Annotated in this window: 26 protein-coding genes, 1 pseudogene and 1 riboswitch; of the genes and pseudogenes, 20 read left to right on the forward strand and 7 right to left on the reverse strand. The window is 52.3% G+C overall.

The features are described from left to right. Positions 1 to 2: 2 nt before the first annotated feature. Genes cyoB through cyoE form a run of 4 tightly spaced genes read left to right on the forward strand, consistent with a single transcriptional unit; the run spans position 3 to position 3,802 of the window. Complete coding sequence (gene cyoB, locus ACFFLD_RS07625; protein ID WP_386038790.1) at positions 3 to 1,979, forward strand: cytochrome o ubiquinol oxidase subunit I; 1,977 nt, start codon at positions 3 to 5, stop codon at positions 1,977 to 1,979. Further along, positions 1,979 to 2,599 (forward strand): cytochrome o ubiquinol oxidase subunit III, encoded by a 621-nt coding sequence (gene cyoC, locus ACFFLD_RS07630; RefSeq protein ID WP_386038792.1) that lies wholly within the window; start codon positions 1,979 to 1,981, stop codon positions 2,597 to 2,599. Before cyoB ends, cyoC begins: the two co-directional genes overlap by 1 nt. A gap of 1 nt (position 2,600) precedes the next feature. After that, positions 2,601 to 2,921: a cytochrome o ubiquinol oxidase subunit IV gene (gene cyoD / locus ACFFLD_RS07635; RefSeq protein WP_386038794.1), complete on the forward strand. Its 321-nt coding sequence runs from the start codon at positions 2,601 to 2,603 to the stop codon at positions 2,919 to 2,921. Continuing rightward, positions 2,879 to 3,802 (forward strand): heme o synthase, encoded by a 924-nt coding sequence (gene cyoE / locus ACFFLD_RS07640; RefSeq protein ID WP_386038796.1) that lies wholly within the window; start codon positions 2,879 to 2,881, stop codon positions 3,800 to 3,802. The genes cyoD and cyoE overlap by 43 nt, the downstream gene beginning before the upstream one ends. Positions 3,803 to 3,870: 68 nt before the next feature. On the opposite strand, the gene pta is transcribed toward cyoE, so the two are convergent. Continuing rightward, positions 3,871 to 6,081 carry a phosphate acetyltransferase gene (gene pta, locus ACFFLD_RS07645; protein WP_386038798.1) on the reverse strand — a complete coding sequence of 737 codons (2,211 nt, stop codon included), beginning with the start codon at positions 6,079 to 6,081 and terminating at the stop codon, positions 3,871 to 3,873. Further along, on the reverse strand, positions 6,078 to 7,259 hold the full coding sequence (locus tag ACFFLD_RS07650) for an acetate/propionate family kinase (protein WP_386038800.1): 1,182 nt from the start codon (positions 7,257 to 7,259) through the stop codon (positions 6,078 to 6,080). The genes pta and ACFFLD_RS07650 overlap by 4 nt, the downstream gene beginning before the upstream one ends. Positions 7,260 to 7,538: 279 nt before the next feature. On the opposite strand from ACFFLD_RS07650, the gene ACFFLD_RS07655 reads away from it, so the two are divergent. The 5 genes from ACFFLD_RS07655 (at position 7,539) to ACFFLD_RS07675 (ending at position 11,779) form a co-directional block, all read left to right on the forward strand. Next, positions 7,539 to 8,459, forward strand: a complete 921-nt coding sequence (locus tag ACFFLD_RS07655) for an EamA family transporter (RefSeq protein WP_386038802.1) — start codon at positions 7,539 to 7,541, stop codon at positions 8,457 to 8,459. A 77-nt stretch (positions 8,460 to 8,536) separates the two neighbouring features. After that, positions 8,537 to 9,046, forward strand: a complete 510-nt coding sequence (locus ACFFLD_RS07660) for a porin family protein (RefSeq protein ID WP_386038804.1) — start codon at positions 8,537 to 8,539, stop codon at positions 9,044 to 9,046. Between the two features lie 226 nt (positions 9,047 to 9,272). Continuing rightward, positions 9,273 to 10,334, forward strand: a complete 1,062-nt coding sequence (locus ACFFLD_RS07665) for an HlyD family secretion protein (RefSeq protein WP_386038806.1) — start codon at positions 9,273 to 9,275, stop codon at positions 10,332 to 10,334. Positions 10,335 to 10,359: 25 nt separating this feature from the next. Further along, positions 10,360 to 11,490, forward strand: a complete 1,131-nt coding sequence (locus tag ACFFLD_RS07670) for a DUF2955 domain-containing protein (protein WP_386038808.1) — start codon at positions 10,360 to 10,362, stop codon at positions 11,488 to 11,490. Between the two features lie 109 nt (positions 11,491 to 11,599). Continuing rightward, a complete protein-coding gene (locus ACFFLD_RS07675) occupies positions 11,600 to 11,779 on the forward strand; it encodes a CsbD family protein (protein WP_386038810.1) in 180 nt (59 codons plus the stop codon). Positions 11,780 to 11,910: 131 nt separating this feature from the next. Here ACFFLD_RS07675 and ACFFLD_RS07680 read toward each other — a convergent pair whose 3' ends face one another. Continuing rightward, positions 11,911 to 13,377: a DASS family sodium-coupled anion symporter gene (locus ACFFLD_RS07680; RefSeq protein ID WP_386038812.1), complete on the reverse strand. Its 1,467-nt coding sequence runs from the start codon at positions 13,375 to 13,377 to the stop codon at positions 11,911 to 11,913. Between the two features lie 429 nt (positions 13,378 to 13,806). Between ACFFLD_RS07680 and ACFFLD_RS07685 the strand changes: the two genes are divergently transcribed. Continuing rightward, positions 13,807 to 13,989: a CsbD family protein gene (locus ACFFLD_RS07685; RefSeq protein WP_386038814.1), complete on the forward strand. Its 183-nt coding sequence runs from the start codon at positions 13,807 to 13,809 to the stop codon at positions 13,987 to 13,989. Positions 13,990 to 14,071: 82 nt separating this feature from the next. Here ACFFLD_RS07685 and thiC read toward each other — a convergent pair whose 3' ends face one another. Together thiC and tenA are read right to left on the reverse strand one after the other, a co-directional pair. Next, positions 14,072 to 15,997 carry a phosphomethylpyrimidine synthase ThiC gene (gene thiC, locus ACFFLD_RS07690; protein ID WP_386038816.1) on the reverse strand — a complete coding sequence of 642 codons (1,926 nt, stop codon included), beginning with the start codon at positions 15,995 to 15,997 and terminating at the stop codon, positions 14,072 to 14,074. A 28-nt stretch (positions 15,998 to 16,025) separates the two neighbouring features. Next, positions 16,026 to 16,709 (reverse strand): thiaminase II, encoded by a 684-nt coding sequence (tenA, locus tag ACFFLD_RS07695; RefSeq protein WP_386038818.1) that lies wholly within the window; start codon positions 16,707 to 16,709, stop codon positions 16,026 to 16,028. 88 nt (positions 16,710 to 16,797) lie between these two features. After that, positions 16,798 to 16,953: riboswitch (TPP riboswitch) on the reverse strand. 189 nt (positions 16,954 to 17,142) lie between these two features. On the opposite strand from tenA, the gene ACFFLD_RS07700 reads away from it, so the two are divergent. Further along, complete coding sequence (locus ACFFLD_RS07700; protein WP_386038820.1) at positions 17,143 to 17,652, forward strand: hypothetical protein; 510 nt, start codon at positions 17,143 to 17,145, stop codon at positions 17,650 to 17,652. Here ACFFLD_RS07700 and ACFFLD_RS07705 read toward each other — a convergent pair. After that, on the reverse strand, positions 17,587 to 17,796 hold the full coding sequence (locus tag ACFFLD_RS07705; RefSeq protein WP_386038822.1) for a phage integrase N-terminal SAM-like domain-containing protein: 210 nt from the start codon (positions 17,794 to 17,796) through the stop codon (positions 17,587 to 17,589). The genes ACFFLD_RS07700 and ACFFLD_RS07705 overlap by 66 nt on opposite strands. 230 nt (positions 17,797 to 18,026) lie before the next feature. Here ACFFLD_RS07705 and ACFFLD_RS07710 point away from each other — a divergent pair, with 230 nt between their 5' ends. From ACFFLD_RS07710 to ACFFLD_RS07735, 6 genes are all read left to right on the forward strand, one after another. Continuing rightward, positions 18,027 to 18,647, forward strand: coding sequence for a hypothetical protein (locus ACFFLD_RS07710; protein WP_386038824.1), 621 nt, complete (start codon positions 18,027 to 18,029; stop codon positions 18,645 to 18,647). A gap of 119 nt (positions 18,648 to 18,766) precedes the next feature. Then, entirely contained in the window at positions 18,767 to 19,432 is a 666-nt protein-coding gene (locus tag ACFFLD_RS07715) for a hypothetical protein (RefSeq protein WP_386038826.1), read from the forward strand. Positions 19,433 to 19,669: 237 nt separating this feature from the next. Beyond that, the gene (locus ACFFLD_RS07720; protein ID WP_386038828.1) at positions 19,670 to 19,954 is read left to right on the forward strand and encodes a hypothetical protein; all 285 of its coding nucleotides are present in this window, start codon (positions 19,670 to 19,672) and stop codon (positions 19,952 to 19,954) included. A gap of 287 nt (positions 19,955 to 20,241) precedes the next feature. Beyond that, on the forward strand, positions 20,242 to 20,640 hold the full coding sequence (locus ACFFLD_RS07725) for a hypothetical protein (protein ID WP_386038830.1): 399 nt from the start codon (positions 20,242 to 20,244) through the stop codon (positions 20,638 to 20,640). 307 nt (positions 20,641 to 20,947) lie between these two features. Next, positions 20,948 to 21,340, forward strand: a complete 393-nt coding sequence (locus ACFFLD_RS07730; protein WP_386038832.1) for a VOC family protein — start codon at positions 20,948 to 20,950, stop codon at positions 21,338 to 21,340. A gap of 161 nt (positions 21,341 to 21,501) precedes the next feature. Next, on the forward strand, positions 21,502 to 22,260 hold the full coding sequence (locus tag ACFFLD_RS07735) for a hypothetical protein (RefSeq protein WP_386038834.1): 759 nt from the start codon (positions 21,502 to 21,504) through the stop codon (positions 22,258 to 22,260). A 93-nt stretch (positions 22,261 to 22,353) separates the two neighbouring features. On the opposite strand, the gene ACFFLD_RS07740 is transcribed toward ACFFLD_RS07735, so the two are convergent. Further along, positions 22,354 to 22,464, reverse strand: coding sequence for a type II toxin-antitoxin system YoeB family toxin (locus ACFFLD_RS07740; RefSeq protein WP_386038836.1), 111 nt, complete (start codon positions 22,462 to 22,464; stop codon positions 22,354 to 22,356). A gap of 250 nt (positions 22,465 to 22,714) precedes the next feature. Between ACFFLD_RS07740 and ACFFLD_RS07745 the strand changes: the two genes are divergently transcribed. The 3 genes and pseudogenes from ACFFLD_RS07745 to ACFFLD_RS07755 all read left to right on the forward strand — a co-directional run bounded on the left by ACFFLD_RS07745 (position 22,715) and on the right by ACFFLD_RS07755 (position 24,031). Beyond that, a complete protein-coding gene (locus ACFFLD_RS07745) occupies positions 22,715 to 23,320 on the forward strand; it encodes an outer membrane beta-barrel protein (RefSeq protein WP_386038838.1) in 606 nt (201 codons plus the stop codon). A gap of 209 nt (positions 23,321 to 23,529) precedes the next feature. Beyond that, complete coding sequence (locus ACFFLD_RS07750) at positions 23,530 to 23,772, forward strand: type II toxin-antitoxin system Phd/YefM family antitoxin (RefSeq protein WP_386038839.1); 243 nt, start codon at positions 23,530 to 23,532, stop codon at positions 23,770 to 23,772. Next, positions 23,769 to 24,031 (forward strand): annotated as a pseudogene (locus tag ACFFLD_RS07755) (Txe/YoeB family addiction module toxin). Before ACFFLD_RS07750 ends, ACFFLD_RS07755 begins: the two are co-directional and overlap by 4 nt. Positions 24,032 to 24,050 lie beyond the last annotated feature (19 nt).

Below are 24,050 nucleotides of genomic sequence, written 5' to 3' on the forward strand. Positions count from 1 at the left end.
CCGTGTTCGGTAAATTAACCTTAGAAGCAATTCCTTATCACGAGCCCATTCTCGTCGTAGTGGGTCTCGCGGTAATGCTGGGGGGGCTGGCGCTACTCGGCGCTATCACCTATTTCCGTAAATGGAGCTGGCTGTGGAACGAATGGTTTACCTCTGTAGACCATAAAAAACTCGGTATTATGTACTTCATCGTGGCGTTGGTCATGCTGCTGCGTGGCTTCTCCGATGCCATCATGATGCGTACACAACAGGCGATAGCCGTTGGTGAGTCGGCAGGTTACTTGCCACCTCATCACTATGATCAGGTCTTTACCGCCCACGGCGTTATTATGATCTTCTTCGTTGCCATGCCTATGGTCATCGGTTTGATGAACCTGGTGGTGCCGCTGCAAATTGGCGCTCGCGACGTTGCATTTCCGTTCCTGAATAACCTGAGCTTTTGGCTGTTCGCGGTTTCCGCGCTGCTGGTCAATATCTCACTGTTCGTAGGAGAATTCGCCGCTACTGGCTGGCTCGCTTACGCGCCGTTATCGGGGTTGGAGTACAGTCCCGGGGTCGGGGTCGATTATTGGATATGGGCGTTACAGATATCCGGGGTAGGTACCACCCTTACCGGTATCAACTTCTTCGTAACGATCCTGAAGATGCGTACCAAAGGCATGACCATGTTCCGCATGCCGATCTTTACCTGGACGTCGCTGTGCGCCAACGTACTGATCATCGCTTCTTTCCCGATCTTGACCGCGACCATTGCGCTGTTAACGCTTGACCGTTACTTCGGTATGCACTTCTTCACCAATGATTTTGGCGGCAACATGATGATGTACGTCAACCTCATTTGGGCGTGGGGTCACCCTGAGGTTTACATTCTGATTCTGCCTGCTTTCGGGGTGTTCTCAGAAGTCATTGCAACGTTTGCGCGTAAACGGTTGTTTGGTTATATGACGATGGTATGGGCAACGATTGCCATCACCATACTGTCCTTTATTGTCTGGCTGCACCACTTCTTCACCATGGGCGCGGGCGCCAATGTGAACGCCTTCTTCGGTATCATGACGATGATCATCGCAATTCCTACCGGGGTGAAAGTATTTAACTGGCTGTTCACCATTTACCGCGGAAGCCTAGAACTGACGTCACCGGTCCTATGGACGCTGGGCTTTATCATTACCTTTACTCTGGGCGGTATGACTGGGGTAATGCTGGCAGTGCCGGCGGCTAACTTCGTGCTGCATAACAGCCTGTTTGTTATCGCTCACTTCCACAACGTCATCATCGGTGGTGTGGTATTCGGTATGCTGGCGGGTCTGACCTACTGGTTCCCGAAAGCCTTCGGCTTCACGCTGGACGAGAAATGGGGCAAGCGTTCTTTCTGGTGCTGGTTCATCGGTTTCTACGTCGCCTTTATGCCGCTTTACGTACTGAGCTTCTTCGGTGCGGTGCGTCGCATGCAGTCTTACGTGAACCCTGAATGGCAAATCTGGATGATCATTGCCTTTATCGGTGCGTGCATTATTGCCGCGGGTATCGCCTGTACGGTGATTCAGTTTGCCGTGAGTATTCGTGACCGTCACAAAAATGCCGATGTCACGGGCGACCCCTGGGATGGCCGTACTCTTGAGTGGTCTACCTCTTCTCCTGCGCCGTTCTACAACTTTGCGCGTCTGCCTGAAGTGGGCGATATCGATAGCTTCTGGACGCAAAAACAGCGTAGCAGCGAACAGCTGAACGAAGCGCCATACACCGATATTCACATGCCGAGAAACACCGTGGCCGGTCCGGTCATCAGTGTCTTTGCGATGATTTTCGGTTTTGCCATGATCTGGCACATCTGGTGGCTGGCTGGCGTTGGTGCCGTGGGCATGCTGGTGAGCTTCCTGATGCGGGTATTTAACGACGATATCGATTACTACGTACCGGCTGCTGAGGTCGAGCGAATCGAACGTGCCCATCAACAACGTGTGGAGGCCCAAGCGTAATGTCGACTGATACGTTAAATCACAGCGCGCACCACCCTGTGGAGCACGAGGAAGAGCATCACGACGCCGCAGGTACCAAGGTATTTGGTTTCTGGGTCTACTTAATGAGCGACTTGGTGATCTTCGGGTCACTATTCGCCACCTACGCCGTGCTCATGAGGGGCACGGCGGGTGGGCCGACCGGCGCGGATATTTTTGAACTGCCGCTTATTCTGGTCAGTACCTTTGCGCTGCTGATCAGTAGTTTTACCTTTGGCATGGGCGTGTTGGCGATGAATGCCAATCGCGTTGGCCAGGTAAAGATGTGGTTGGGCATCACGTTCCTGCTGGGCCTTAGCTTTATTTGCATGGAACTCTATGAGTTCAACCACTTGATCCATGAAGGTTATGGGCCAGACCGTAGCGGCTTCCTGTCAGCCTTCTTCACGCTGGTCGGCACACACGGCCTGCACGTGACCTTTGGTTTGATCTGGATTGCGGTGATGTTGGTTCAGCTTTCGACGAAAGGGTTGAACGATATGACCCGGCCGAGAATTCTGTGCCTAAGCCTTTTCTGGCACTTCCTCGATATCGTCTGGATCTGTGTTTTCTCATTTGTTTATCTGATGGGAGTGCTGTGAGATGAGTTCTAGTTCATCCGACGCCCATGGCAGCGTTAAATCGTATGTGACAGGACTGGTATTGTCGCTAATACTGACAGTTATCCCCTTCGCGGTGGTAATGACCGGCTCCTTCAGCATGCTCACTACCGTGATAGTGATCACCGTGACCGCCGTGTTGCAGATATTGGTTCAGCTGGTCATGTTCATGCATATGAATACCAAAGCCGACGAGGGCTGGAATTTGATGTCCTTCGTCTTCACGCTGACGATACTCGTCTTAGTGGTAGGAGGCTCGCTGTGGATCATGCAGCATCTGCATCTCAACATGATGATCGGCTGATCGCGGCACCTAGCCGCGGGAAGGATCTGCTGGAGTTAACCAAGCCGGGCATTATCGGGGGTAACCTGATTGCTACGCTGGGCGGTTATTTTCTGGCGGCTCAAGGGCAGTTTGAGTGGCTCAGCTTTGTCTCTGTCATGGTAGGGATTGCGTTGATCATCGCTTCGGGATGCGCGTGTAACAACGTCATCGACCGCGATATCGATGCATTGATGGCGCGCACGCGCCATCGCCCCCTGGTCAGAGGCAGTATCTCGATCACTCAAGCCCTGGGCGTTTCGGCGCTATTGGGTGTGTCGGGCGTGGTATGTCTTGCGCTAGGCACGAACGGGTTGACCGTTGCGTTGGCGGTGATTGGTTGGGGCGTCTATGTAGGGCTTTATAGCCTCTATATGAAACGCCGCTCCGAGTACGGCACTCTGGTCGGCAGCCTTTCTGGCGCGATGCCGCCGGTGGTGGGTTACTGTGCGGTCACTGGTCAGTTTGACAGTGGCGCCATCATGTTGCTGGTGATTTTCTGCCTGTGGCAAATGCCTCACTCGTACGCGATCGCGATTTTTCGCTACGCTGACTACCAACGCGCCTCCATTCCGGTGCTGCCGGTGGTGCGCGGTATCAAAATGGCGAAACACCATATCCTTGGCTACATCGTAGCGTTTATTCCTGCTTCGTTGGCGCTGGGGTTGGCAAGCCAAGCCGGGGCCGGGTATCTGTGCGTGGCACTGGCCATGGGCGGCTACTGGCTTTATCTGGCACTGCGCGGCTATCGTCTGGACGACGATGTGCGCTGGGCCAAGCGAGTCTTCGGTGTGTCTATCCTCACCATCACCGCGATGAGTCTCGTCATGGTGCTGGAAGCGATGGTGCCGATGCTGGTGTAATGTCGTTCGACATGCAGGTTTAATGCGCTAACAAAACGCCCCGGGCAGTCTTCTGCTCGGGGCGTTTTTTATGCGGGATTAACTTGCTCTTGCTTGGCGTCTTCCCGCTGGCTGGCCTGAATGGCGGTGAGTGCAATGGTATAGACGATATCATCCACCAGCGCCCCACGGGAAAGATCGTTCACCGGCTTGTTCAAGCCTTGCAGCATGGGGCCAACACTCACCACCCGAGCACTACGCTGAACGGCTTTATACGTCGTGTTACCGGTATTCAGGTCAGGGAAGACAAACACCGTGGCCTTACCTGCCACGGGCGAGTCGGGGGCTTTCTGCTTGCCCACGCTTTCAATGGCGGCGGCGTCATACTGAAGCGGTCCGTCGATCGCCAGGTGCGGTGCGCGCTGTTTGGCAATCCTGGTGGCTTCGCGCACTTTGTCTACATCTGCGCCGGTGCCGGAATCGCCGGTGGAGTAACTAATCATGGCGACCCTCGGCTCAATTCCAAACGCTTCGGCAGAGCGGGCGCTTTGCAGCGCGATTTCGGCCAGTGTCTCAGCGTCCGGATCGGGATTGACGGCACAGTCGCCGTAAACCACTACCTGTTCAGGAAGCAGCATAAAGAAGATCGACGATACCTGGCTGTATTCAGGGGCCGTTTTGATCAGTTGGAACGCGGGCCTGACGGTGTTGGCGGTGGTGTGAACCGCCCCTGACACGAGGCCGTCTACCTCGTCCAGCTGCAGCATCATGGTGCCCAGTACCACATTGTCTTGAAGTTGCGCTTCAGCGGTCAAGGCATTGAGCTTACCGCGGCGACGCTCGACCATGGCCTCGATATAGTGGGCACGGCTGCTTTCAGGATCAATAATCGTTAACTCTGAAGGCAGCGTAAGGCCGCGGTTGCGGGCGACCGCTTCAATATCATCGCGCTTACCCAGCAGCACGCAATCGGCAATGCCGCGGCGCTGACAGATAATCGCCGCTTCAACGGTGCGCGGCTCATCTCCTTCAGGGAGCACCACGCGTTTTTTCGCCTGCTGGGCAAGTTTGACCAACTGATGGCGGAACGCAGAAGGTGACAAACGACGGGTGTAGCCAGTGCTTAGGTGAGTTCTCAGCCAATCAAGATCCATATGGGCGGCGACATAGCGAGCGACCTGCTCGGCGCGCTCAAAATCGTCCATGGGTATCTCAAGGCTTATCTGACTCAGGTTTTGCGCCGTGGTCAGGCTATCGGTGTCCACGGTCAGTACCGGTAAACCTGTTTTCAGCGCCGGACGACACATCTCGATCATATTGTCGTTAGGCATAAACCCATTGGTCAGTAGCACGCCGGCCAGCTGGATACCGTTCATGGTAGCCAATGCCGAGGCCAGCATGACATCGTCGCGATCTCCGGAGGCGACTATCAAGCTACCTGGGGTGAAAATATGCAGTGCATTGGCAGCGCTTCGTGCGCACAGGCTGGTAGAAAGTACTCGGCGGCTGGCGGCATCACCTTCATTGAGGATGGTGGCGTTAAGCGCACGCGCGACATCCAAGGTGCGCGGAGCCCTGAGTGTTTTGCTTTGCGGCACCACGCCGATTAGATGAAAGCGGTCGGTCGCCAGCGCAGGGGAGTAGCGACGTAGTTCATTCAGAACGGGCTCTTCCAGCTGCGGTTTAATCGTGCCCGGCGCCGCGGAAAGGTCGTCTTCCTGGCCATAAGGCAGATTTTTCATGCGCATCAAGATGCCCCCCAGCGTGCGAGTAGAGCTAACGCCACCGAAGCTACGGGCATGCATATCAAGCTGCTCGGCAAGGGCCTGCGGCTCGTTCAAGTCTCCGGTGCTGACGAGAATAATGCGCGCATTAAGAGCGTTGGCTAGCTGAGCGTTGGTCTGTGTCGCGTAAGTGGTGTGCTGGGTAGGCACCACGCCTTCTACTACCACCAGGTCAAGCGCACCGCCGTCGCGTTGGGCCTGCTGAACAACCTGCTCATAGAGCTCAACGGCGTTTTCCATCAGCTCATCAATATGGTCGTCGCGCAGCAGGCGCTCCAACCGGGCCTGGGAAATGGGGGAGGGTGGGCGCTGGTTAAGTGCCCGCGACACCAGGGCAGTGGAACGATCCAACCCAGGACCATTCAATTCATTTTGCATGAAGGGTTTTAAAAAGCCGGCTTTCAGGCCAATCGTGTCCAGCGCTTGAATTAAACCTAAACAGGCCGAGGTAAGGCCCGCCCCCATGCTGGTAGGCACCAGTAAAATAACTTGGGGCTGTTCGTAGGGGGTATTCATTGAGCGCTCTCCACGCAGTGGCGGGTTTCCATCGCAATGCGGCCTTCTTCATCGGTGGGGATGACCCAGACTTCCGGGCCGTTGTCAGTGCTACTGATGTTGCCTTCTTTACCGCGAACCATGGCTTCGTTAGTCGTCTGGTCGATGTTGAATCCAAAGTGGGGCATCAATGCCAGCACGTCACGACGCACGATCGGTGAGTTCTCACCAATGCCGCCGGTGAAGATAACGCCATCAATCGTTGGCAACGCACAAGAAAGGGCCGCCAGGGATTTGGCAATTCGGTAGCAGAATACCTCCAAGGCCAGCTGAGCCCCTGCGTGACCGGCGCTGGCCTGCTCTTCCACTTCGCGCATGTCGTTGGTGAGGCCGGAAAGGCCCAGCAGGCCGCTTTGTTTATTGAGCACGTTGTCGATTTCATCCAACGACCAACCCAGCTGACGATGCAGGTGCGCATGCAGGCCAGGGTCGACATCGCCGCTGCGGGTGCCCATTACCAAGCCTTCCAGCGGGGTTAGCCCCATGCTGGTATCCAGGCTTTGGTTGTTCCAGATAGCGCTAGTGGAGCAGCCGTTGCCCAAATGGGCGGTTAACCAACCGCCTGCGCCACGCAGGCTTAGCTCGCCAGCGCGCTGGCTAACGTAAGCATGGCTGGTACCGTGGAAACCATAGCGACGAATGCCATGTTCGGTGTAGAGCACTTCAGGCAGGGCATAGCGGTAGGCGCGGGGCGGTAGCGTTTGATGAAAGGCGGTATCAAACACCGCTACCTGGGGAAGGTCTGGAAATACCCGTTGGGTGGCGCTGATGCCTGCCAAGTTGGCCGGGTTATGCAGCGGAGCCAGCGCCGCGGTGGAGTGAATGGCCGCCATCACGTTTTCGTCGATCAACGCTGCCTGGGTGAAGTGCTCACCGCCATGTACAATGCGGTGACCAACGGCCCCAGGTATTCGACCTTCCAGATGTTCAAGAATCGCATTCAGCGCTTCAGCGTGACCCGCGTTGGGCAGTGGTTGGGTAAAACTCTCCCCGTCGCTGTTCTTGCCTTTTAAACGAGCCTCGCTACTGCCTAGGCGCTCGGCTAAGCCGGATAAGCGCGCTGCCTGAGGGTCAGAGTCAATTAACGCGTATTTAATAGAAGAAGAGCCGCAGTTAATAACCAGCACCGGTGCGTTCATAAAAACCTTTTTGCTAGGAGGTTAGGGAGCAAATAGATAGACTCTAGTCTACCATGCTGCAGCGCAGGGAATCAGCGGGCTTATGCCGCATGGCGACACTGCTTACTGACCTTTATCGATTCTGATTACTTGTGTTTATAAATGCAGATTACTTATGTTTATAAATTCTGAGTCTTGGGTTTATCAATAGTTAAGCATGCGCGTGTTAGAGCGGTTTATATCGCTACTGATAGCTACCCACTTTATTTACCCACTACATTGATGAGTTGCTTCCAGCCTATGTCGGTGTCCTCTTTACCCTCACTATTACCACGTCATGTGGCTATTTTACTGCTGATGACGGTGGCCAGTATGTTTGCCGCCAACCATGTCTCAGCGCGGCTGGCATTTGATAATGGCACCGGCCTGCTATTGGCGGTGTTAACCCGCTCAGGTGTTGCCTGCCTGATTTTGGTAGCGCTGATCATCATCCAGAGAAAACGTCTATGGCTGCCCGCAGGCACGTGGCCATGGCAGCTCGCCGTGGGGCTACTGATCACTATCCAAAGCGTCTGTCTATATTCAGCCGTGGCTAGGTTGCCGGTGGTGATTGCGCTGCTGCTGGTGAATACATTTCCCATTCAACTAGCGCTATTAAGCTGGGCGCTTGGTGGCTCGCGGCCAACGTTACGCAGTTGCTTGATCATGGGCACTATTTTAATAGGTTTGTTGGTAGTGCTGGATATTCCTGCCTGGCTTGCCAGTACCGAAGGAATGGGGCCGGGTTGGGTTGCGGGTATTGCTTTTGGGCTTACCGCAGCGTTGGCATTTGCCTGTGCGCTGTGGGTCACTGAACATCGGTTGGCAGGGGTGGGGAGCACGCTGCGTAGCCTGCTGACCATGCAAACCGTGTTTATCATGATGATTATCGGCGGTATCGCGGGGGTGATGCCAGGCGGCATGAGCTTACCGGATAATAGCGCAGGCTGGTGGGGCCTTACGTTATTAGGGCTACTATATGGCTCGGCGTTTTCCACGCTGTTTATTTTTGTGCCCAAGCTCGATATGGCGCGCAATGCGCCAGTGATGAATATTGAGCCGGTGGCTTCCTTGGTTCTAGGCTATTTTGTGCTCGGTCAAATGCTCAGCCCTGGTCAACTGGTAGGGGGCGCTGTGGTGGTCGGCGGTATTGTGGTGCTCAGTTTATCCAGGCAGCGGTAACGATTTGCGTTTTTCATGGCTTGGCGTCACAATGAGAGCGAGTAAGGAAACAGTGTTTTTTAACTGAAGTAACGTTTATGAAAATGTCCTTTTTATCGCTCACATCAGCCGCCCTTCTAGTCAGCGCAGCCGCGTTCGCCACCTCTGTTCAAGCGCAGCAATCATTTAATTACCCGCAAGGGTATGTGGGTGGCGATGCGATGTTTTGGAACCTGGACCCCGACCAGGGCTCGTCTCGTGACTCCATCGGTTTACGCCTTCGTGGTGGCGCTCAGTTCAATGATTATTTCGGTGTAGAAGGCCACTTAGGCACGGGCGGTTCAGATGGCGGTGCCAAGCTTGATTATCTGGCCGGTGCTTATGCCAAAGGTATTTTCCCGGTAGCACCGGAAGTCCGGCTTTATGGCCTGGCAGGTTTTACCGAAGTAGAGCTTGATAGCGACCGTGAAAGCGGTTTCTCCTACGGTGGCGGAGCGGAATTAGATATTGCTCCCCAGCTTTCTGTTGGTGCGGATTATATGCGCTACCTGGATAAATCCGACTATACCTTCGATGCCGCCAGTGTAGGCCTGCGCTACCGTTTCTAAGCACTGGGTTCTAAGCGCTCGTAAGCATTACTTGCAGAAAACCCCACCGCTCGATGCGGTGGGGTTTTTTGTGCACGTTTGATTCGCCTTTTTTAAGCGTTATTGATGAGTTTATTGTTAGCACGCTAATTAATTGTTAGACTAACGTCTCTTATAAAATGCACGACGTCTGCATTTGGCGGCGTCGGCTAGAGCGTCTGTCTAGTTGTTAACCAGTGAGCTTTGCATGACCCCTGATCAAAAATTTAACTATTGGGTAAAGGCGGCGTTGGCCGCCTTTGTCTTGTTGTTTATCTATTTCTTAATCGCCGACAGCTTTATGCCCATGACCCCAGAAGCGCGGGTGATGCGCCCGGTAGTGCGAGTTGCCCCTGAACTTAGCGCACCGGTAGAGCAGGTGCTGGTACACGACCATCAGCGAGTGGCAAAAGGCGAGATACTCTTTCGTCTGGACTCTGAGCCTTTTGATATTGCGCTGGCGGACGCTCGCTTGAATCGTGAACAGGCCGAGCAGGATAACGCCCGCCTGCGCGCAGATCTGGCCGCCGCCCGTGCCGCGTTGGCGTCTGCCCAAGCGACCGGCGAAGAGCGCGGGGGCGAGCTTCGCCGGGGGGCAGCCATGCTCGACCGCAATGGAATCTCGCGCCAACAGTACGAGCAGTTGGTAGCCGCTGAGCATACCGCGCAATCGGCAGTCGACTCTGCCCAGGCAAAGATCGACAGCCTGGAGGTACAGCTTGGCGCTGAGGGTGAGGCCAATCTTCGGCTACGCCAGGCGGAAAATGCGCTTCAGAAGGCGCGTCTTGATGTACAGCGTACCGAGGTGCGCGCGCCGGAAACGGGCGAAGTAGCCAATCTCCAGCTTCAGCAGGGCGATTATGTTCAGGCCGGCCAGCCGGTGATCGCCATGGTGGCCCAGAGCGTAGATATCATTGCCGATTTCCGAGAAAAGAGTCTACGCCACGTATCGCCTGGCGATGAGGCCAAGGTGGTCTTTGACTCGCTGCCTGGTCATATTTATCCAGGCCATGTCGAGGCGTTTGATGCCGGGGTACGCGAAGGGCAAATTGCTCCCAATGGTCAGCTTGCGGATATCCCCAACTCAGACCGCTGGGTGCGGGATGCACAGCGCTTGCGTATCCATATCGCGCTGGAACAGCCGCTTGACCCGCTGCCTTCCAGTGGGGCCCGGGCGACGGTTCAGTTGCTGCCGGGGGAGCACCCCATGGCGAATCCGTTTGCGTGGTTGCAAGCCCACCTGGTAAGCGGACTGCACTATGTCTACTAGCATGTCTACTAACGTGTCTACTAGCATGTCTACTGACGTGTCTACGGACGTATCCACTAGTCAACCGTCAGCGGACAGGAAGGCGCGCGGCTGGTTCGGGTTTCGTGGCAAGCGTGGCCAGCCGGGCTTGCCGACGGGCAGGGGCCATCCCCCGCTGGATATTAATGGTCTACACCAATGCTTTCGCGTGGCCTTCGGGGGCACTTTAGGCTTTTTTATCAGCCAGTTGATGGGCTGGAACTACGGCGTCTTTTTTACCGTGTTTCCGATGTTTTTGCTGGGTATGGTGCCGATCCTGAATCAGAGCATCATCCGTCAGTTTCTCACCAATGCGTCGATGAATATCATTGAGGTGAGCCTTATTAGCGGCTTGCTAAAGCATATGCCCGTCATCATGACGCTGGTCGTGCTGGGGATTTTTCTCTTTCGCTTTAACTTGATGTCGAAAGGGCCGCTCTTTTTATACGCCGCTAATGGCATCGTCAATCTGAGTGTCATGCTGCATTTTGCCAGCTATCCAACGGTCGATTTGAGCGATCTGCTGACCTGCGCCGTGGTAGCGAGCTTTCTAGCGGTGTTCATTGCCATGCTGATGCATACGCTATTCCCCGACGTAACGCCGCGCCAGCCCCCGCCGCGTGTCGAGAAGTCGCCCGCGCGCATACGTCATGAAACGATCATTGGCGGGGTGACGGCGACGCTCTCTTTTATGGTGTTTCAAATTTATGATCTGCGCGGTTCGCTCTCGGCGCAAATGGCTACCGTGCTGGTGCTGTTCGCCATGGGCTACGCTGGCGCGCAGGTCTCTTCCATCAAGCGCATTGTGGGCACGTTGCTGGGCTGCACCATGGCGTTAGTGATGCAGATGATGCTGTATAACCAGAGCAATCACTTTCTATTGGTTACCGTGATCTACTGGATAGGCTTGATGCTGTTCGCCAGGGAACATGTCCGCGAAGCGGGTGGTTCGGGCGTTGGCTTTGGGGGAATGACAACGCTCGGGATTTTATTCGGCCAGTCATTAGGCCCCAATCAGGATCTTGTCTATAGCGCGCTCTATCGTTTTTCCTCCATGGCGTATGCCCTGACGTTGACGCTGATGGTAATGGGCTGCCTGCACTACTTGCTTAACTGGTGGGAAGCCACGCGGGTATAAAACACAGACAAGGCGGTCGTTAGTGACTACGCTGATACTGTGACGTTAAAAGGCGCGTATCGCGCCCGCAAGCGGTTTCATTACTCCTAACGGATTAGAGGTAACAGCCATGAGTTCAGGTAAAGAAGACAAAGCCAAAGGCACCGCGGATAAAGCCACAGGCAAAGCGAAAGAGGCAGCGGGCAAAGCGGCTGGAGACAACAAGACTGAAGCTAAAGGTAAGGCCCAGCAGGCCAAGGGCGAAGTGCAAAAAGGCAAAGGTGATGTCAAGGAGAGCCACAAGAAATAGCGCTAGCATTTGACTGGCATGGCCACCCGCAGGCGGCTTCGGCCCCTGTGGGTGGTTGGTTGTGAGAGGTTGAAATCGTCTTGAAACCCCGCTCAGTACGATGTCTCTCCAGTGGGTCAACAGCCAGTGGCTCAGTAGTAGCCGAGTAGCTTCCACCACACGCCGCCGACCACTACCCAGATAACAAGATTCACCACACTCATGATAAAGCCTGCTTTCCACCATTCGCCCAGCGTCACGTAGCCCGAGCCAAAGATAACCGGCGAGGTGCCCGTTGCGTAGTGGGTTAACGTCATCATGATGGACGACGTCGCGGCCATGATCAGCACAAACGGCATGGGCGGCGCGCCAAGGGTTAAACCCACGGTCAGAAAAGCCGCCATCATGGCGGTGATATGAGCGGTCGTGCTGGCAAAGAAGTAATGGGTATAGAGGAAGGTGAGTACCAGCAGGGCGGAGGCACCCATCCAGCCGAGACCCATCATGGTAATCCAATCCTGCATGTTGGCCGAAAACCAGTCGATCAAGCCGGTCTGGTTGAGCTGGGTTGCCATCATGATCAGGGCGCCGAACCAGAGCAGGGTATCCCAGGCATTTTTTTCTTGCAGCACATCGTCCCAGGTCAACACGCCGCTCAACAGCAGGATCGACAGCCCGATAAAGGCAGACGTGGTGGTGTTGAGAGTGAAGGCCGCGCCCAGTAAAAAGCCGGGGATGTCCGCCCAAAGCAGCAAGAGCACCAGGAAGACAAACAGCATGATGCCTTCGTTGCGGCTGAGTTTGCCCATTTCGGCCAGTTTGTCGCGGGCCATCTGGGTGGCATGAGGTGTCTGTTTGACCGCTGGCGGATATAACAGGTAAAGCATATAGGGCATGGCCAGGATGGCGACCAAGCCAGGTAATAGCATGGCCAGCGCCCAGGTTAACCAGCTCAACTGGATGTCTGCCCCGGTAGCGATAGCGACCAGCTCTACAGTCAGCGGGTTAGGCGCGGTGGCGGTCACGAACATCGCCGAGGTAATGGGGTTGCTATGATAGTTCACCAACGCCAGGTATTTGCCTATTTTACCTTCAGTACCCGCTTCCGGGCGCGAATCAAAACCTTTAGCAATAGAGCGCATGATGGGGTGCATGATACCGCCACCGCGAGCGGTATTGCTGGGCGTAACGGGAGCAATGGAGAGTTCTGAAAAGGCCAGGCTATAGCCTATTCCCAGCGTTTTCTTGCCGAAGACCGAGATGAAATGGTAACCGATACGGGCCCCCAGCCCCGTCTTGATCAGCCCCCGTGAAATCATGATGGAGATGGCGATTAACCAGATCAGTGAGTTGGAATAGCTGTCTAACGCATCGTTGATGGCGGTGCCCGGGTTGTCGCTGGTTACCCCGCTGGCCGCTACCACCGCAATGGCAATGATGGAGATGGCCCCGATAGGCATTGCCTTGCCGATAATGGCAACGATGGTGCCCACGAAAATGGCCAGCATCAGCCAGGCATCCGGGGTAAGGCCTTCCGGTAAGGGAATCACCAGCCATATAAACAGGGTAACGATCACCGCAATCATGGTTGGCCATGGTTTGAAAGGCAGCGTCTGCATAAGGGGACCTATAGAGCAGGCATTGACGGTACGCTGAGAGGCAATCGAGCAGCGCGGGAATTTCTACTTAAGTCTATAGCGGATCAATGCACTGCTCTTTGTTCCACATCAATTGCAAAAGCTTCAAGTGCTTGAAAAGGCAAGGCTGATCAGCACGGGTTAGCGCTTGGTACGGGGGGATGACAGGGGGATGGAAAAGCTCGCGCAGATGGCGACCATGCTGGTGCTGTTTGCCCTGACGCTCACTCTGCTCGTCATGGCTTGCCTACATTACCTATTGAACCGTGGGAGCCTACGCGCTTACCAAAATAATATAAGGCAACTTTTGTAATAAAGACTACGCTGATGAAGTGTCGATGTGGCATTTGCAGTGCTACTTGCACCTTCACACACGGCATTTTTCCTACTAACGGATTAGAGGTGTTTGTCATGGCTAAAGCTTCAGAAGATAAATCTAAAGGGGCAACGAACAAAGCGGCGGGCAAAGTGAAAGAAGCGGCTGGCAAAGTCACTGGCAGCAGCAAAACAGAAGCCAAAGGTAAGGCCCAACAGGCGAAAGGCGAAGTGCAAAAAGGCAAAGGCGACGCCAAGGAGAAATCAAAGAAAAAATAACGGCCTGATTCGTCGACCGCTAAATTGTTCGATAACGACAACCGGTGCCATGGCACCGGTTGTGCGTTTTTAGCGCCGCGCTTTACACCTCCTGGTACAGCTTGCTGCCTTCCTGGCGAAACTTCTCCGCCTGCTCTTCCATGCCGCGCTTCACCGCTTCGGCCTCGCTAGCACTTTCCGGTGCACGGTCGCGGTAGGTATCACGCACCTCCTGGCTAATCTTCATTGAGCAGAACTTTGGCCCGCACATGGAGCAGAAGTGCGCCACCTTGGCGGAATCCTTGGGCAGGGTTTCGTCGTGGTATTCACGCGCCGTATCCGGGTCCAGCCCCAGGTTGAACTGGTCTTCCCAGCGAAACTCAAAGCGCGCCTTGGAAAGCGCGTTATCGCGCCGCTGAGACGCCGGGTGGCCCTTGGCCAAGTCCGCTGCGTGGGCAGCAATCTTGTAGGTGATAATGCCAGTTTTTACATCATCCTTGTTGGGTAGGCCGAGATGCTCTTTCGGCGTTACATAGCAAAGCATCGCGCAGCCAAACCAGCCGATCATGGCAGCCCCTATGCCGGAGGTAATGTGGTCGTAGCCCGGTGCGATATCCGTGACCAGCGGCCCGAGGGTATAGAAAGGCGCTTCATCGCAGTATTCCAGCTGCTTATCCATGTTCTCTTTTACCAGGTGCATGGGCACATGGCCGGGGCCTTCGATCATCACCTGCACATCGTGCTTCCAGGCAATATGGGTCAGCTCACCCAGGGTTTTCAGCTCCGCCATTTGCGCTTCGTCGTTGGCATCGGCAATCGAGCCGGGGCGCAGGCCGTCACCCAGGGAGAACGCCACATCGTACTGCTTGCAGATCTCGCAGATCTCCTCGAAGTGGGTATATAGAAAGCTCTCCTGATGGTGGAACAAACACCACTTGGCCATAATCGAGCCGCCCCGGCTGACAATGCCGGTTACACGGTTAGCGGTCAGCGGCACATAGCGCAGTAGCACCCCCGCATGAATGGTGAAGTAATCCACGCCCTGTTCGGCCTGCTCAATGAGGGTGTCGCGGAAGACTTCCCAGGTGAGATTCTCAGCCACGCCGTTAACCTTCTCCAGCGCCTGATAGATTGGCACTGTGCCAATCGGCACCGGCGAGTTGCGAATGATCCACTCGCGGGTTTCGTGGATATTCTGGCCCGTGGAGAGATCCATGATGGTGTCCGCGCCCCAACGGATGCCCCAGGTCATCTTATCCACTTCCTCTTCAATGGATGAGGTGACCGCCGAGTTGCCCAGGTTGCCGTTGATCTTGACCAGGAAGTTACGGCCAATAATCATCGGCTCACTTTCCGGGTGATTGATGTTATTGGGAATGATCGCCCGGCCGCGGGCAACTTCATCACGCACGAACTCAGGCGTAATCTCGTCCGGAATGCTGGCGCCAAAGTTCTGGCCGCGGTGCTGGTGGCCCAGGATGCGCTCGACTTCAGCGGTGCCCAGCGCTTGGCGGCGCTGGTTTTCGCGCAGGGCAATAAACTCCATTTCTGGCGTCACGATACCTTGGCGGGCGTAGTACAGTTGGGTCACGTTTCCAGGCCGCCCGTCTTTTGTAGAGAGTGCACGGCGTGGTGTGCGGGTTAAATCAAAGCGCAGCTGGGCAAGGGTGGGGTCGTTGGCGCGGCGCTTGCCGTAATCGCTGGTGTGCCCCGCTAAAAACTCGGTGTCGTTGCGCTCTTCAATCCACGCCCGGCGCAGGGCTGGCAGGCCTTGGCGCAGGTCAATCTGGGCGTCGGGGTCGGTGTAGGGGCCGGAGGTGTCGTACACCAGCAGCGGCGGGTTCTCTTCGTCTATGCTGCTGGTTTTGGTGGGCGACAGGGTAATTTCCCGGAACGGTACACGAATATCAGGCCGTGAGCCTTCAACGTATACCTTGCGCGACGCGGGCAATGGCGCAATGGCGGCAGCGTCTACCTGGGCGGATTCGGCGAGAAAGTGGGCAGTTTTACTCTTAACGGTCTTGGTCATGGCGGTTCATCCTTGGTTGTTGTTGGGGTTAGCGAGAAAGTTCTGCATCGGTAAGGTCTAGGCCCATCTGCCAGAAGTCGATTTCCAGGCGAGTGGCATCACGAAATATCTTGGCAAGCTCTTTAAAACGGGCAGGGGTGACATCGGCAAGGCGGGCATTGAGCCATTCAATCTCCGCCTGCATGGCGGCCTGAAACTCTTCGCCTTCGTACATGGCGATCCAGGCGTCATAAGGGCTATCCACGCCGCGCAGAGTCGAGGATTGAGCATTCAGCCAGTTGGCGATTTCGCCGTAGCCGACAAGGCAGGGGGCCAGCGCCACGTGCAAATCGAGCAGGTCGCCGCGGCTGCCGGTATCCAGCACGTAGCGGGTGTAGGCCATTGTCGCGCGGGCTTCGGGAAGCTTTGCCAGGTCTACTTCACTGATGCCCCATTCACGGCAAAAGCCCACGTGCAGGTCAAGCTCCACATCCACGATGGCTTTCATGCCTTCATGGGCCTGGCGTAAATCGGCGAGGGTGGGGCTTTTATAGGCCGCCAGCGCATAGGCGCGGGCGAAGTGAATCAAAAACAGGTAATCCTGCTTCAAGTAATGGCGAAACGACGCCTCAGGCAGCGTGGCGTTGCCCAGCTGACGTACGAAATCGTGCTCAATATAGGCGCGCCAGTCTTGCTGGCAAGCGGTGGTGAGATCAGTAAAGCGGTAGCCCATGATGCCTCCGGTGGTAATGATCCGGAGGTAAGGCGAAAAAGATCGAGGAAATGGCGCGGAAGGTGGCGTGCGATCGTAAGAGAGCTAGCCATGGCCATCGCTTGATCCCTACGCCGGTACCCGCGCCGCAATTTATAAAGCAGCGCATTAGCCGGATCAGGTTCAGCGGGACCAACGCTCGGCAGCAAAAATGCTCTCCCTGCGCCATCTCAGCCGGATATCACCGGCACCCCGTCAAGCAGTATCCAACGAAGTGTAGGAGGCGGGTGGGGGTGATGCAAGGGGGGCTTAAATGTCTAATTAGGCTTTTCTTGGCGATACGATTTGAGGTAAAGTTAAATATACAAGAAAAATATATAGTTAGTTCGTCCGTTTTATTATTTCTCTGAAGTCACCTCATAAAATGCACCGGTTAAATGCTTCAAGGAAGATCATGGTTGATCAATTCGCTACTATAGTTGGGCTGCTTTCAGCTTTTTCATCCGGACGTAATGCGAAAAAAGCTTTAGATCTCGCTGAGTTCCAAGTTTGGCTGTCAGAACACAATCATGAGGATGTTATTGAATTAATAAACTTTGATGCTAATATAAATTTGTTTGTTAAAGCCTACCTAAATAAACAGATTCCAGAAATACAGAATAAGTTGGATACTATTATCGAGCTAGTAATTTTTCTTGGCCATAATAACCAAAGTGGCGAGATTGAGTTTTCTGGTAAAAGCTATTTAAAGGGCGTTCTTTTACTTGGCTTAGAGCGCTTGATTAACTCTGGGCTAGGCACAGAAGATTTTGATATTGCCCACTCTTATATTGTCGATGTGATTGGTGATAACAGTAGATATAACGAATATGTACTTGAAAAAATGGTTCATGTTTGTTTACAAAAAAAGAATACGGCTTCTCACGTTTTTTATACATATTGGCCTGATTTGGTTGAGTTTTGACCTTGCGTTTTTCAGTATGGTGGCAGGAGGCCTCATTCTGTGGAAACGAATGAAAAATCGAATCCAGTAGCAATAGCTTTTCTCAGTACGAAGACTATAGCATTTTACTCTCAGGGTCTCTTTCACCCGCTCCATCAGCTTCATCGGTTGCCCTCGCCTGAATACTTTATATGCGTTTATATACAGTATTATTGGGAATGGCAAATCGCGTAATCAAGCGAATTTTGGATATGAAACCAAAATTGGCTTTGCTTTCAAGGGAATCAATGGGGTAGATTGGTTCTAGGTGGCTGTATAACCTGAATGAATGCGCCGGCGCGTTTATTCAGGTCATGTAGCGGGGCATATAATCACTGTTAGCGCTAGAGGTAAGAATGCCAAGCATTGAGTTTGGAGATGTCGCCACATGGATAGCAACCGTAGTTGCAATTGCATCAGCCATTGCAGCCGCAAAATCCTCAAAGGCGGCAGAGAAACAACAAAAAGAAGCCACGCGCCAAGCCATATGCGGTGCTAAAGTTCTTGAAAAAGAGCACGACCTAAAACTTCGCGAATGGACAGATCAATATTTTAACTCTGCGCGCATGTGGGCCGAGGAAGTATGTGCTGCCATCTCTGAAGCTACACATATTTCAGAGCACCCCGAGCTAAACGGGGAGCACAAAAGGCCAATACTTATTAAGTTAGGCACCCTAATCGACACTGGCCGCTGGTACTTTCCAAACCAATGGGCTGATGACTACGGCACACACAAAGAGCCAGCATACCGCGGGGTACGCCAGCCAGTTTTAGATTGCGTTGTGGCCGCATACGATGCACTAAAGGAATCCGGCCAAGAATACGACGCAAAATCAGAGCTAGTTATGTGCCAGCGCGAATTTGTAAGCCATATCCAAGAAGTTCTAGACCCAAGAAAACGGGAACAAGAAATAAAGAAAATACTTATCGAATTTGAGATTTCAGAGCGCCTTAGAATTGCTCCAGGTAAGCGCTAACAAATGGTTCAAGTCGCTCGCTTCGCTCACTGGGACGGGCTAAAGCCCGCCTCTTAACCAAAAATTAGGACCACTGGTAACTAGTTGGCAGTATTTTCTTCTGTGTTTTTGGAGGTTGTGTGGATTCAAGGGAATTGGTGGACGAGCTTAGACGGCGATATGGCGAACCAAACAATCGTCTTCTGGCAGAGCATTTAGGTGTTTCGTATGAAACAATAAACAAGTGGCACAGCATCTCGCACCAACTCACCGTGAAGCAAGTGTCTAATTTGGTAGATAAAGCAAAGACTCGTGGAGCAGTGGAGGCACGTCAGTCTATAGTGAGACCGATTGTTGAGTATTACCCCATCGATCTTAGTGAGTCAAAGCAGGGTGCATTCTGGGAGTTGTTCGATGCTGACGTGACCGGAAATAAAAGACAGGAAGGACTGAAAAGTGTCCTGAAAGAATCTAATGGTGTGTACGTTTTCTATGATTCAAGAGGTATGCCTTTGTATGTTGGAAAGGCTAAAGATCAGAGTCTATGGAATGAGATGAAGATCGCGTTCAACCGTGACAGGCAGACTCAAAAAATTCGGTCAGTTTCACATCCAGTTACTGGAACCGGCTTTCGCCCAGCATTCGAATCGCCGCGAAAAATTGAGTGGTTGCATATGCATCTATCAGGGCTGGCTTCCTACTTCTCTGCGTATGAAGCGCACGTAGACATGATAAATACTGTTGAAGCACTCTTGATCAGGGCATTTGCCAATGGTTTGCTGAATTCGCGCATGGAAACATTTTGATCGAAGAAGGCTCTGGCAAGCCTGTTCGGTCGCTTGAGCCATTGGGTCAGAAGTGGCTAAGGCAAAGTATCTTTTTCAGGTGGAAAGGCGTGGCCTTTGAAGGTGAGTTATCTTGAACTCGCATCTATCTAAGGGTTTATTCGAGAGTTCTAACGAGGAAATTAAGCCGACAAACCCTTCCGTGCTTGGCGCTCCAGGCTTTGCAGGTTATTTCAGCGTTTATAAGGCATCATGCGAATGAGTGGATTCAATCTTGAAAAGGAAGTTTGGTCAGAGGCTGATTTTGACGTAATGGGGAGGCATGACGCATCAATATGGTCAATGGTTTCCAATTCAGAGAAATTTGAATACTTACTCGACCTAGACTACATCTTCAAATGGGTCCACCCAAAAGAGAATGAAATATACTTAAAATATTGGGTTTCTCCCGTGACAATGGTTTTCGAAAATGCATTTGATGTGAAAATTGATATTGAATCACAGCAAGGTCTCATCGAAGTAGGCGGACTTGCATATGGATAAACCAGAGTTAACACCAAATGGTAAGTTTACGTCTCATACCTTTCGCTTTGGGTGTCAAGAAGGCGAAATAGCGATTAAAGCTACAGGATTTAAAATGTACGTTCGTGAAAACCCAAAGCTTATTCAAACATAGAGCTTTGAATTAGAAGAACGGGGCGGCGTCAATTTTTGACGTATATTAAATGCCTTATATCAAGTCAATTAACTACGCGCCTTCGGCGCCGGACGCTGCAAAGCTGCGCCGATTATTGAAGCGTTAAGCATAATCCTAATAAGGAGTTTCTATAATGGAAGCAACAGAAAGTAATAATCAAGAAATCGATCCTGCGTTTGAGTTAGAAGCACTTAAGAAAATCAAGAATGCTTGGATAGCAGGCGTTGTATCAATAGCTATAACCATAGCTTTTACTTTCTATTCAATGTACGCAACAGAGGTGCTTGGATTTAACGCTTTTGCCTTTATTGATGTGGCATTAATGGGGGTTTTTACCTTCGGTATTTATAAGAAAAGCCGTGTTTGTGCTGTTCTTATGCTTTTATTGTTTGCAGCAAATAAAGCGCTAATGGCTATAGAGGGAAATGCAAGCGGAATAATCATGGCTCTTGTATTCTTGTGGCTCTACATCCAAGGCGTAATCGGAACCTTTCAGTATCATAAAATAAAGAAAACCCTAAGTATTGCTTAACAAGCGGCTGCAGTTGACAGTATGGGTGACGTCGGTACAACCCCGACCTTTGCGAAATTTACACCAAGAACCCATCTGAAAATGCCATTTATAAATTCATAAAAATTTCTGAAGTTCTCGGCGCAAGAGTTCAAGACGATGACGGAGAAAGTTATCCACTCACACCCTAACAAATGGTTCAAACCGTTTGCTTCGCTCACTGGGACGGGCTAAAGCCCGCCCTTTAACCAAACGTTAGGCATCAAAAGGTAGTCTGTGACTGCAAGTGGGAAAAATCGATACGAAACAGCAGATATGGGAATGAATCATGTTTAATCATGTAATGGTTGGTTCAAACGACATTGAACGTTCGAAGCGCTTTTACGACGCCGTTCTCGAAACACTTGGCGTAGGCGAACCACTGCGCAACAAGGCAGGCTCCGGCCATATCCGGCTTTTTTACCGCCACGATGGGAATAGCTTTTGCGTCACGGAGCCTATCAACGGTGAAGATGCGGCTCCTGCAAATGGAGGCACTATTGCCTTCAAGTGCAACTCACCCGAACAAGTTCAAGTGTTTCACGATACAGCGATTACACATGGTGGTGAGTCGATCGAAGATCCGCCCGGGCTACGCGATAGCAGCATGGGAGCAATGCATCTTGCCTATGTGCGTGACCCTGATGGCAATAAGCTCTGCGCAATCTTTCGCGATAAGTAACATCAAGGCCAGATCAAATATGGCATGGGCTATGGCCATCCTCGTCAAATTGATGCCTAACAATTCATTCAAGCCGAAGCCGAAGCCGAAGCCGAAGCCGAAGCTGCTTCGCGGCTCGGCTTAATTCAGGCGCTAGTTGCTAGTGAGATATTTGAGGCTATATGATAAATCCTTGGGTTAGGTATGACGATGTTGAAGAAAAAAGAGAAGGATATTACGTCTCGTATAGCCCTGTCTTTACCGATCAAGAATTTGCGATAGTAAAGGTCTATATTTACGACTCAAATCTCTCGAGTAAGATCAAAAATATTGCAGAATCAGAGTTAAAATATTGGGCTTTAAAATACCCGACGCCAATCATGTTAATGATCGATAATAAAACGGATGAAGAGTGGCGTACGAAAGATAAATTAGGCCATAATTTTTTGCTTGGCCATCCAAAGTTCGAAAAAATAATCTTACATTGGGATAAGTACCCAGAAAGTGAAGTACCTGATATAGATCTTTCAAAAGATACCTTGGCTGAGATTTACTCAGGGTTAAATTTTTCCACATACGAAGAAATTGTGGCCAAACAGAAAACAGAGGCTAAAGGCAGAAAGCTGCTGTTACTCATTTTAACATTATGGGTTTGTGTTATACCTGCATTAATAGCATTTCTCGGTTGGTCTAATCCTATTGTTTCATTACTAGCGCTCGCATACAGCTGGTATGTCGCATTTAGTAAAGGATTAGAACTTTGGGGACATAAGAAAAAATCAGAAAAAGAATTAGCCAAAGACAAAGAGGAGTTGGCTAAAAATCATCATCACTATCATTGCCAGCTTAACCCAGAAGCGTTTCTTAGGTTAAAAAATGAAAACTTCAAAAAAGAGCGTTTGGAAAAAGAAAAACTTAAGGTCGACAGTATGCGTAACTAACAAGCTGTTAAAAAAGGACAAAAAACAGTTGGCTTTTACTCCTCCGTCGCTAATTTTAGCCAACAATTTTTTGCCTGTTAATAAGGCGTTAAATCAGTAGTGATACCGGAGCTGGGCAATAAGCAAAGCGTCATCCGTGACTTTGTATTCCATTCGGTGCTCTTCGTCGATTTGCCGAGACCAATAACCGGCAATGCTCGCCATATTGGTGACCCGTTTTCAGCACCGCGTCGATGGCCGAAGCGCCTCTACCTTCCCGGAATAGGCGCTTTTTTACAATCTATAAACTTACCTGTCGTAACCGAATCCTCCTTGTTGTCGAACAGTGTTTTGCCTATGGTTATACGTGTGAATCAAACGACTATCACATTACGTGAATCACGGCAGGATTGCCTTTCACTACCATGACGATTCATAGAATCGTTCACAGCCAGTCGTCACAAGGAGAATACACGTGAAACTCAGAACCCTACTTACCGCCTCGTTTGCCTCTACCGCTCTGCTCGCCGCGGCACCGTCGGCATTTGCCGCCCCCAGTGCTGATGGACTCTATCTGGGCATTGGTACCGGTTTCAGCTCGCTGGCGAACGACGATGACGAAGTCGGCAATTTCATCTCCGATGGCGCTGAAGACTTTGATCTGGATGATGACGAAGATAATGGCTATAAAGGTTTCGTCGGCTACGAATTCAATCCTTACTTCGCTACCGAAATCTTCTATTCCGATCTTGGCCGTACGCGCCTGAGGGGTAACAGTGACGCCAACACCGATTTGGAATCCAGCGCCTACGGGGTGAGTCTGGTCGGTCAATTGCCCATCACTTCCTGGTTTACTGCCTTCGCCAAGGCCGGTGTGGCCAAGTGGGAAACCGACATCGACGGTAACCTTGGCGGGGCTAGCGTTGATCTTGAAGATCAGGACGGCACCGACCCGGTCTACGGTGTCGGTGCGCAGTTCAACTTCGACCCCTTCCTGGTTCGTGCCGAATACGAGCGCTACGACTTCGACAGCGACTATCAGATCGACTCCTTTACCGCATCTGCCGGTTTCCGCTTCTAACCCTTAATTTGTCTAGCCATATGCGATATCAGCGCCGGGGCTCGCCCCGGCGCTGTCGTTTTATCCTACGCAACGCTCACATACTTGCAGGCGGTACGCCGCCATCCCAAGGTTGCCGCTGTGCTTCGGCTTTATGCAAAGCGTTCGTCTTGATGTACGTTATTAAAAGCGTACATTTGGAGAGAGGTTAAACATTCAATAGGTGCGTCATGACCGGAATCACAGCAACTGAGGCGCGCAGCAATCTCTATCGCTTGATTGATGAAACTGCCGAGTCTCACCAGCCAATTGTCATCATGGGTAAGCGGAATAAAGCGGTGTTGGTGTCCGAGGAAGACTGGTCTGCCATTCAGGAAACGCTTTACCTTCTTTCGGTGCCGGGTATGCGCGAATCCATTCGTGATGGGATGGCATCCTCTGTGGATGAATGCGATGAGGAGCTGAACTGGTGACATGGAAGTTGGTTCACACCAAGCAGACCCAGAAAGATGCAAAAAATTGGCCTCCAGCGGCCTTAAACCTAAAGCCCAAGAGCTGTTAGCACTGATAGCTGAAGATCCATACCGCAAGCCGCCTCCGTTTGAGACGCTCATTGGTGACCTTGCTGGCGCCTATTCAAGACGCATCAATATTCAGCACCGCTTGGTGTACCAAGTGCTCGAAGATGAGCATGTGGTGAAAGTTCTCAGGCTCTGGAGCCACTATGAATAATGCATAACCAGCCGTTGTT

The organism is Vreelandella sulfidaeris, from assembly GCF_042429665.1.
Classification (GTDB): Bacteria; Pseudomonadota; Gammaproteobacteria; order Pseudomonadales; family Halomonadaceae; genus Vreelandella.

What these genes read in the sequence shown, in the direction of transcription:
- cyoC (WP_386038792.1), top strand. Translation starts at nt 1,979, where the DNA reads ATGTCGACTGATACGTTAAATCACAGCGCGCACCACCCTGTGGAGCAC.
- cyoD (WP_386038794.1), top strand. Translation starts at nt 2,601, where the DNA reads ATGAGTTCTAGTTCATCCGACGCCCATGGCAGCGTTAAATCGTATGTG.
- pta (WP_386038798.1), bottom strand. Translation starts at nt 6,081, where the DNA reads ATGAATACCCCCTACGAACAGCCCCAAGTTATTTTACTGGTGCCTACC.
- ACFFLD_RS07650 (WP_386038800.1), bottom strand. Translation starts at nt 7,259, where the DNA reads ATGAACGCACCGGTGCTGGTTATTAACTGCGGCTCTTCTTCTATTAAA.
- ACFFLD_RS07655 (WP_386038802.1), top strand. Translation starts at nt 7,539, where the DNA reads ATGTCGGTGTCCTCTTTACCCTCACTATTACCACGTCATGTGGCTATT.
- ACFFLD_RS07660 (WP_386038804.1), top strand. Translation starts at nt 8,537, where the DNA reads ATGAAAATGTCCTTTTTATCGCTCACATCAGCCGCCCTTCTAGTCAGC.
- ACFFLD_RS07665 (WP_386038806.1), top strand. Translation starts at nt 9,273, where the DNA reads ATGACCCCTGATCAAAAATTTAACTATTGGGTAAAGGCGGCGTTGGCC.
- ACFFLD_RS07670 (WP_386038808.1), top strand. Translation starts at nt 10,360, where the DNA reads ATGTCTACTGACGTGTCTACGGACGTATCCACTAGTCAACCGTCAGCG.
- ACFFLD_RS07675 (WP_386038810.1), top strand. Translation starts at nt 11,600, where the DNA reads ATGAGTTCAGGTAAAGAAGACAAAGCCAAAGGCACCGCGGATAAAGCC.
- ACFFLD_RS07680 (WP_386038812.1), bottom strand. Translation starts at nt 13,377, where the DNA reads ATGCAGACGCTGCCTTTCAAACCATGGCCAACCATGATTGCGGTGATC.
- ACFFLD_RS07685 (WP_386038814.1), top strand. Translation starts at nt 13,807, where the DNA reads ATGGCTAAAGCTTCAGAAGATAAATCTAAAGGGGCAACGAACAAAGCG.
- thiC (WP_386038816.1), bottom strand. Translation starts at nt 15,997, where the DNA reads ATGACCAAGACCGTTAAGAGTAAAACTGCCCACTTTCTCGCCGAATCC.
- tenA (WP_386038818.1), bottom strand. Translation starts at nt 16,709, where the DNA reads ATGGGCTACCGCTTTACTGATCTCACCACCGCTTGCCAGCAAGACTGG.
- ACFFLD_RS07700 (WP_386038820.1), top strand. Translation starts at nt 17,143, where the DNA reads ATGGTTGATCAATTCGCTACTATAGTTGGGCTGCTTTCAGCTTTTTCA.
- ACFFLD_RS07705 (WP_386038822.1), bottom strand. Translation starts at nt 17,796, where the DNA reads ATGAAGCTGATGGAGCGGGTGAAAGAGACCCTGAGAGTAAAATGCTAT.
- ACFFLD_RS07710 (WP_386038824.1), top strand. Translation starts at nt 18,027, where the DNA reads ATGCCAAGCATTGAGTTTGGAGATGTCGCCACATGGATAGCAACCGTA.
- ACFFLD_RS07720 (WP_386038828.1), top strand. Translation starts at nt 19,670, where the DNA reads ATGAGTGGATTCAATCTTGAAAAGGAAGTTTGGTCAGAGGCTGATTTT.
- ACFFLD_RS07725 (WP_386038830.1), top strand. Translation starts at nt 20,242, where the DNA reads ATGGAAGCAACAGAAAGTAATAATCAAGAAATCGATCCTGCGTTTGAG.
- ACFFLD_RS07730 (WP_386038832.1), top strand. Translation starts at nt 20,948, where the DNA reads ATGTTTAATCATGTAATGGTTGGTTCAAACGACATTGAACGTTCGAAG.
- ACFFLD_RS07735 (WP_386038834.1), top strand. Translation starts at nt 21,502, where the DNA reads ATGATAAATCCTTGGGTTAGGTATGACGATGTTGAAGAAAAAAGAGAA.
- ACFFLD_RS07740 (WP_386038836.1), bottom strand. Translation starts at nt 22,464, where the DNA reads ATGGCGAGCATTGCCGGTTATTGGTCTCGGCAAATCGACGAAGAGCAC.
- ACFFLD_RS07750 (WP_386038839.1), top strand. Translation starts at nt 23,530, where the DNA reads ATGACCGGAATCACAGCAACTGAGGCGCGCAGCAATCTCTATCGCTTG.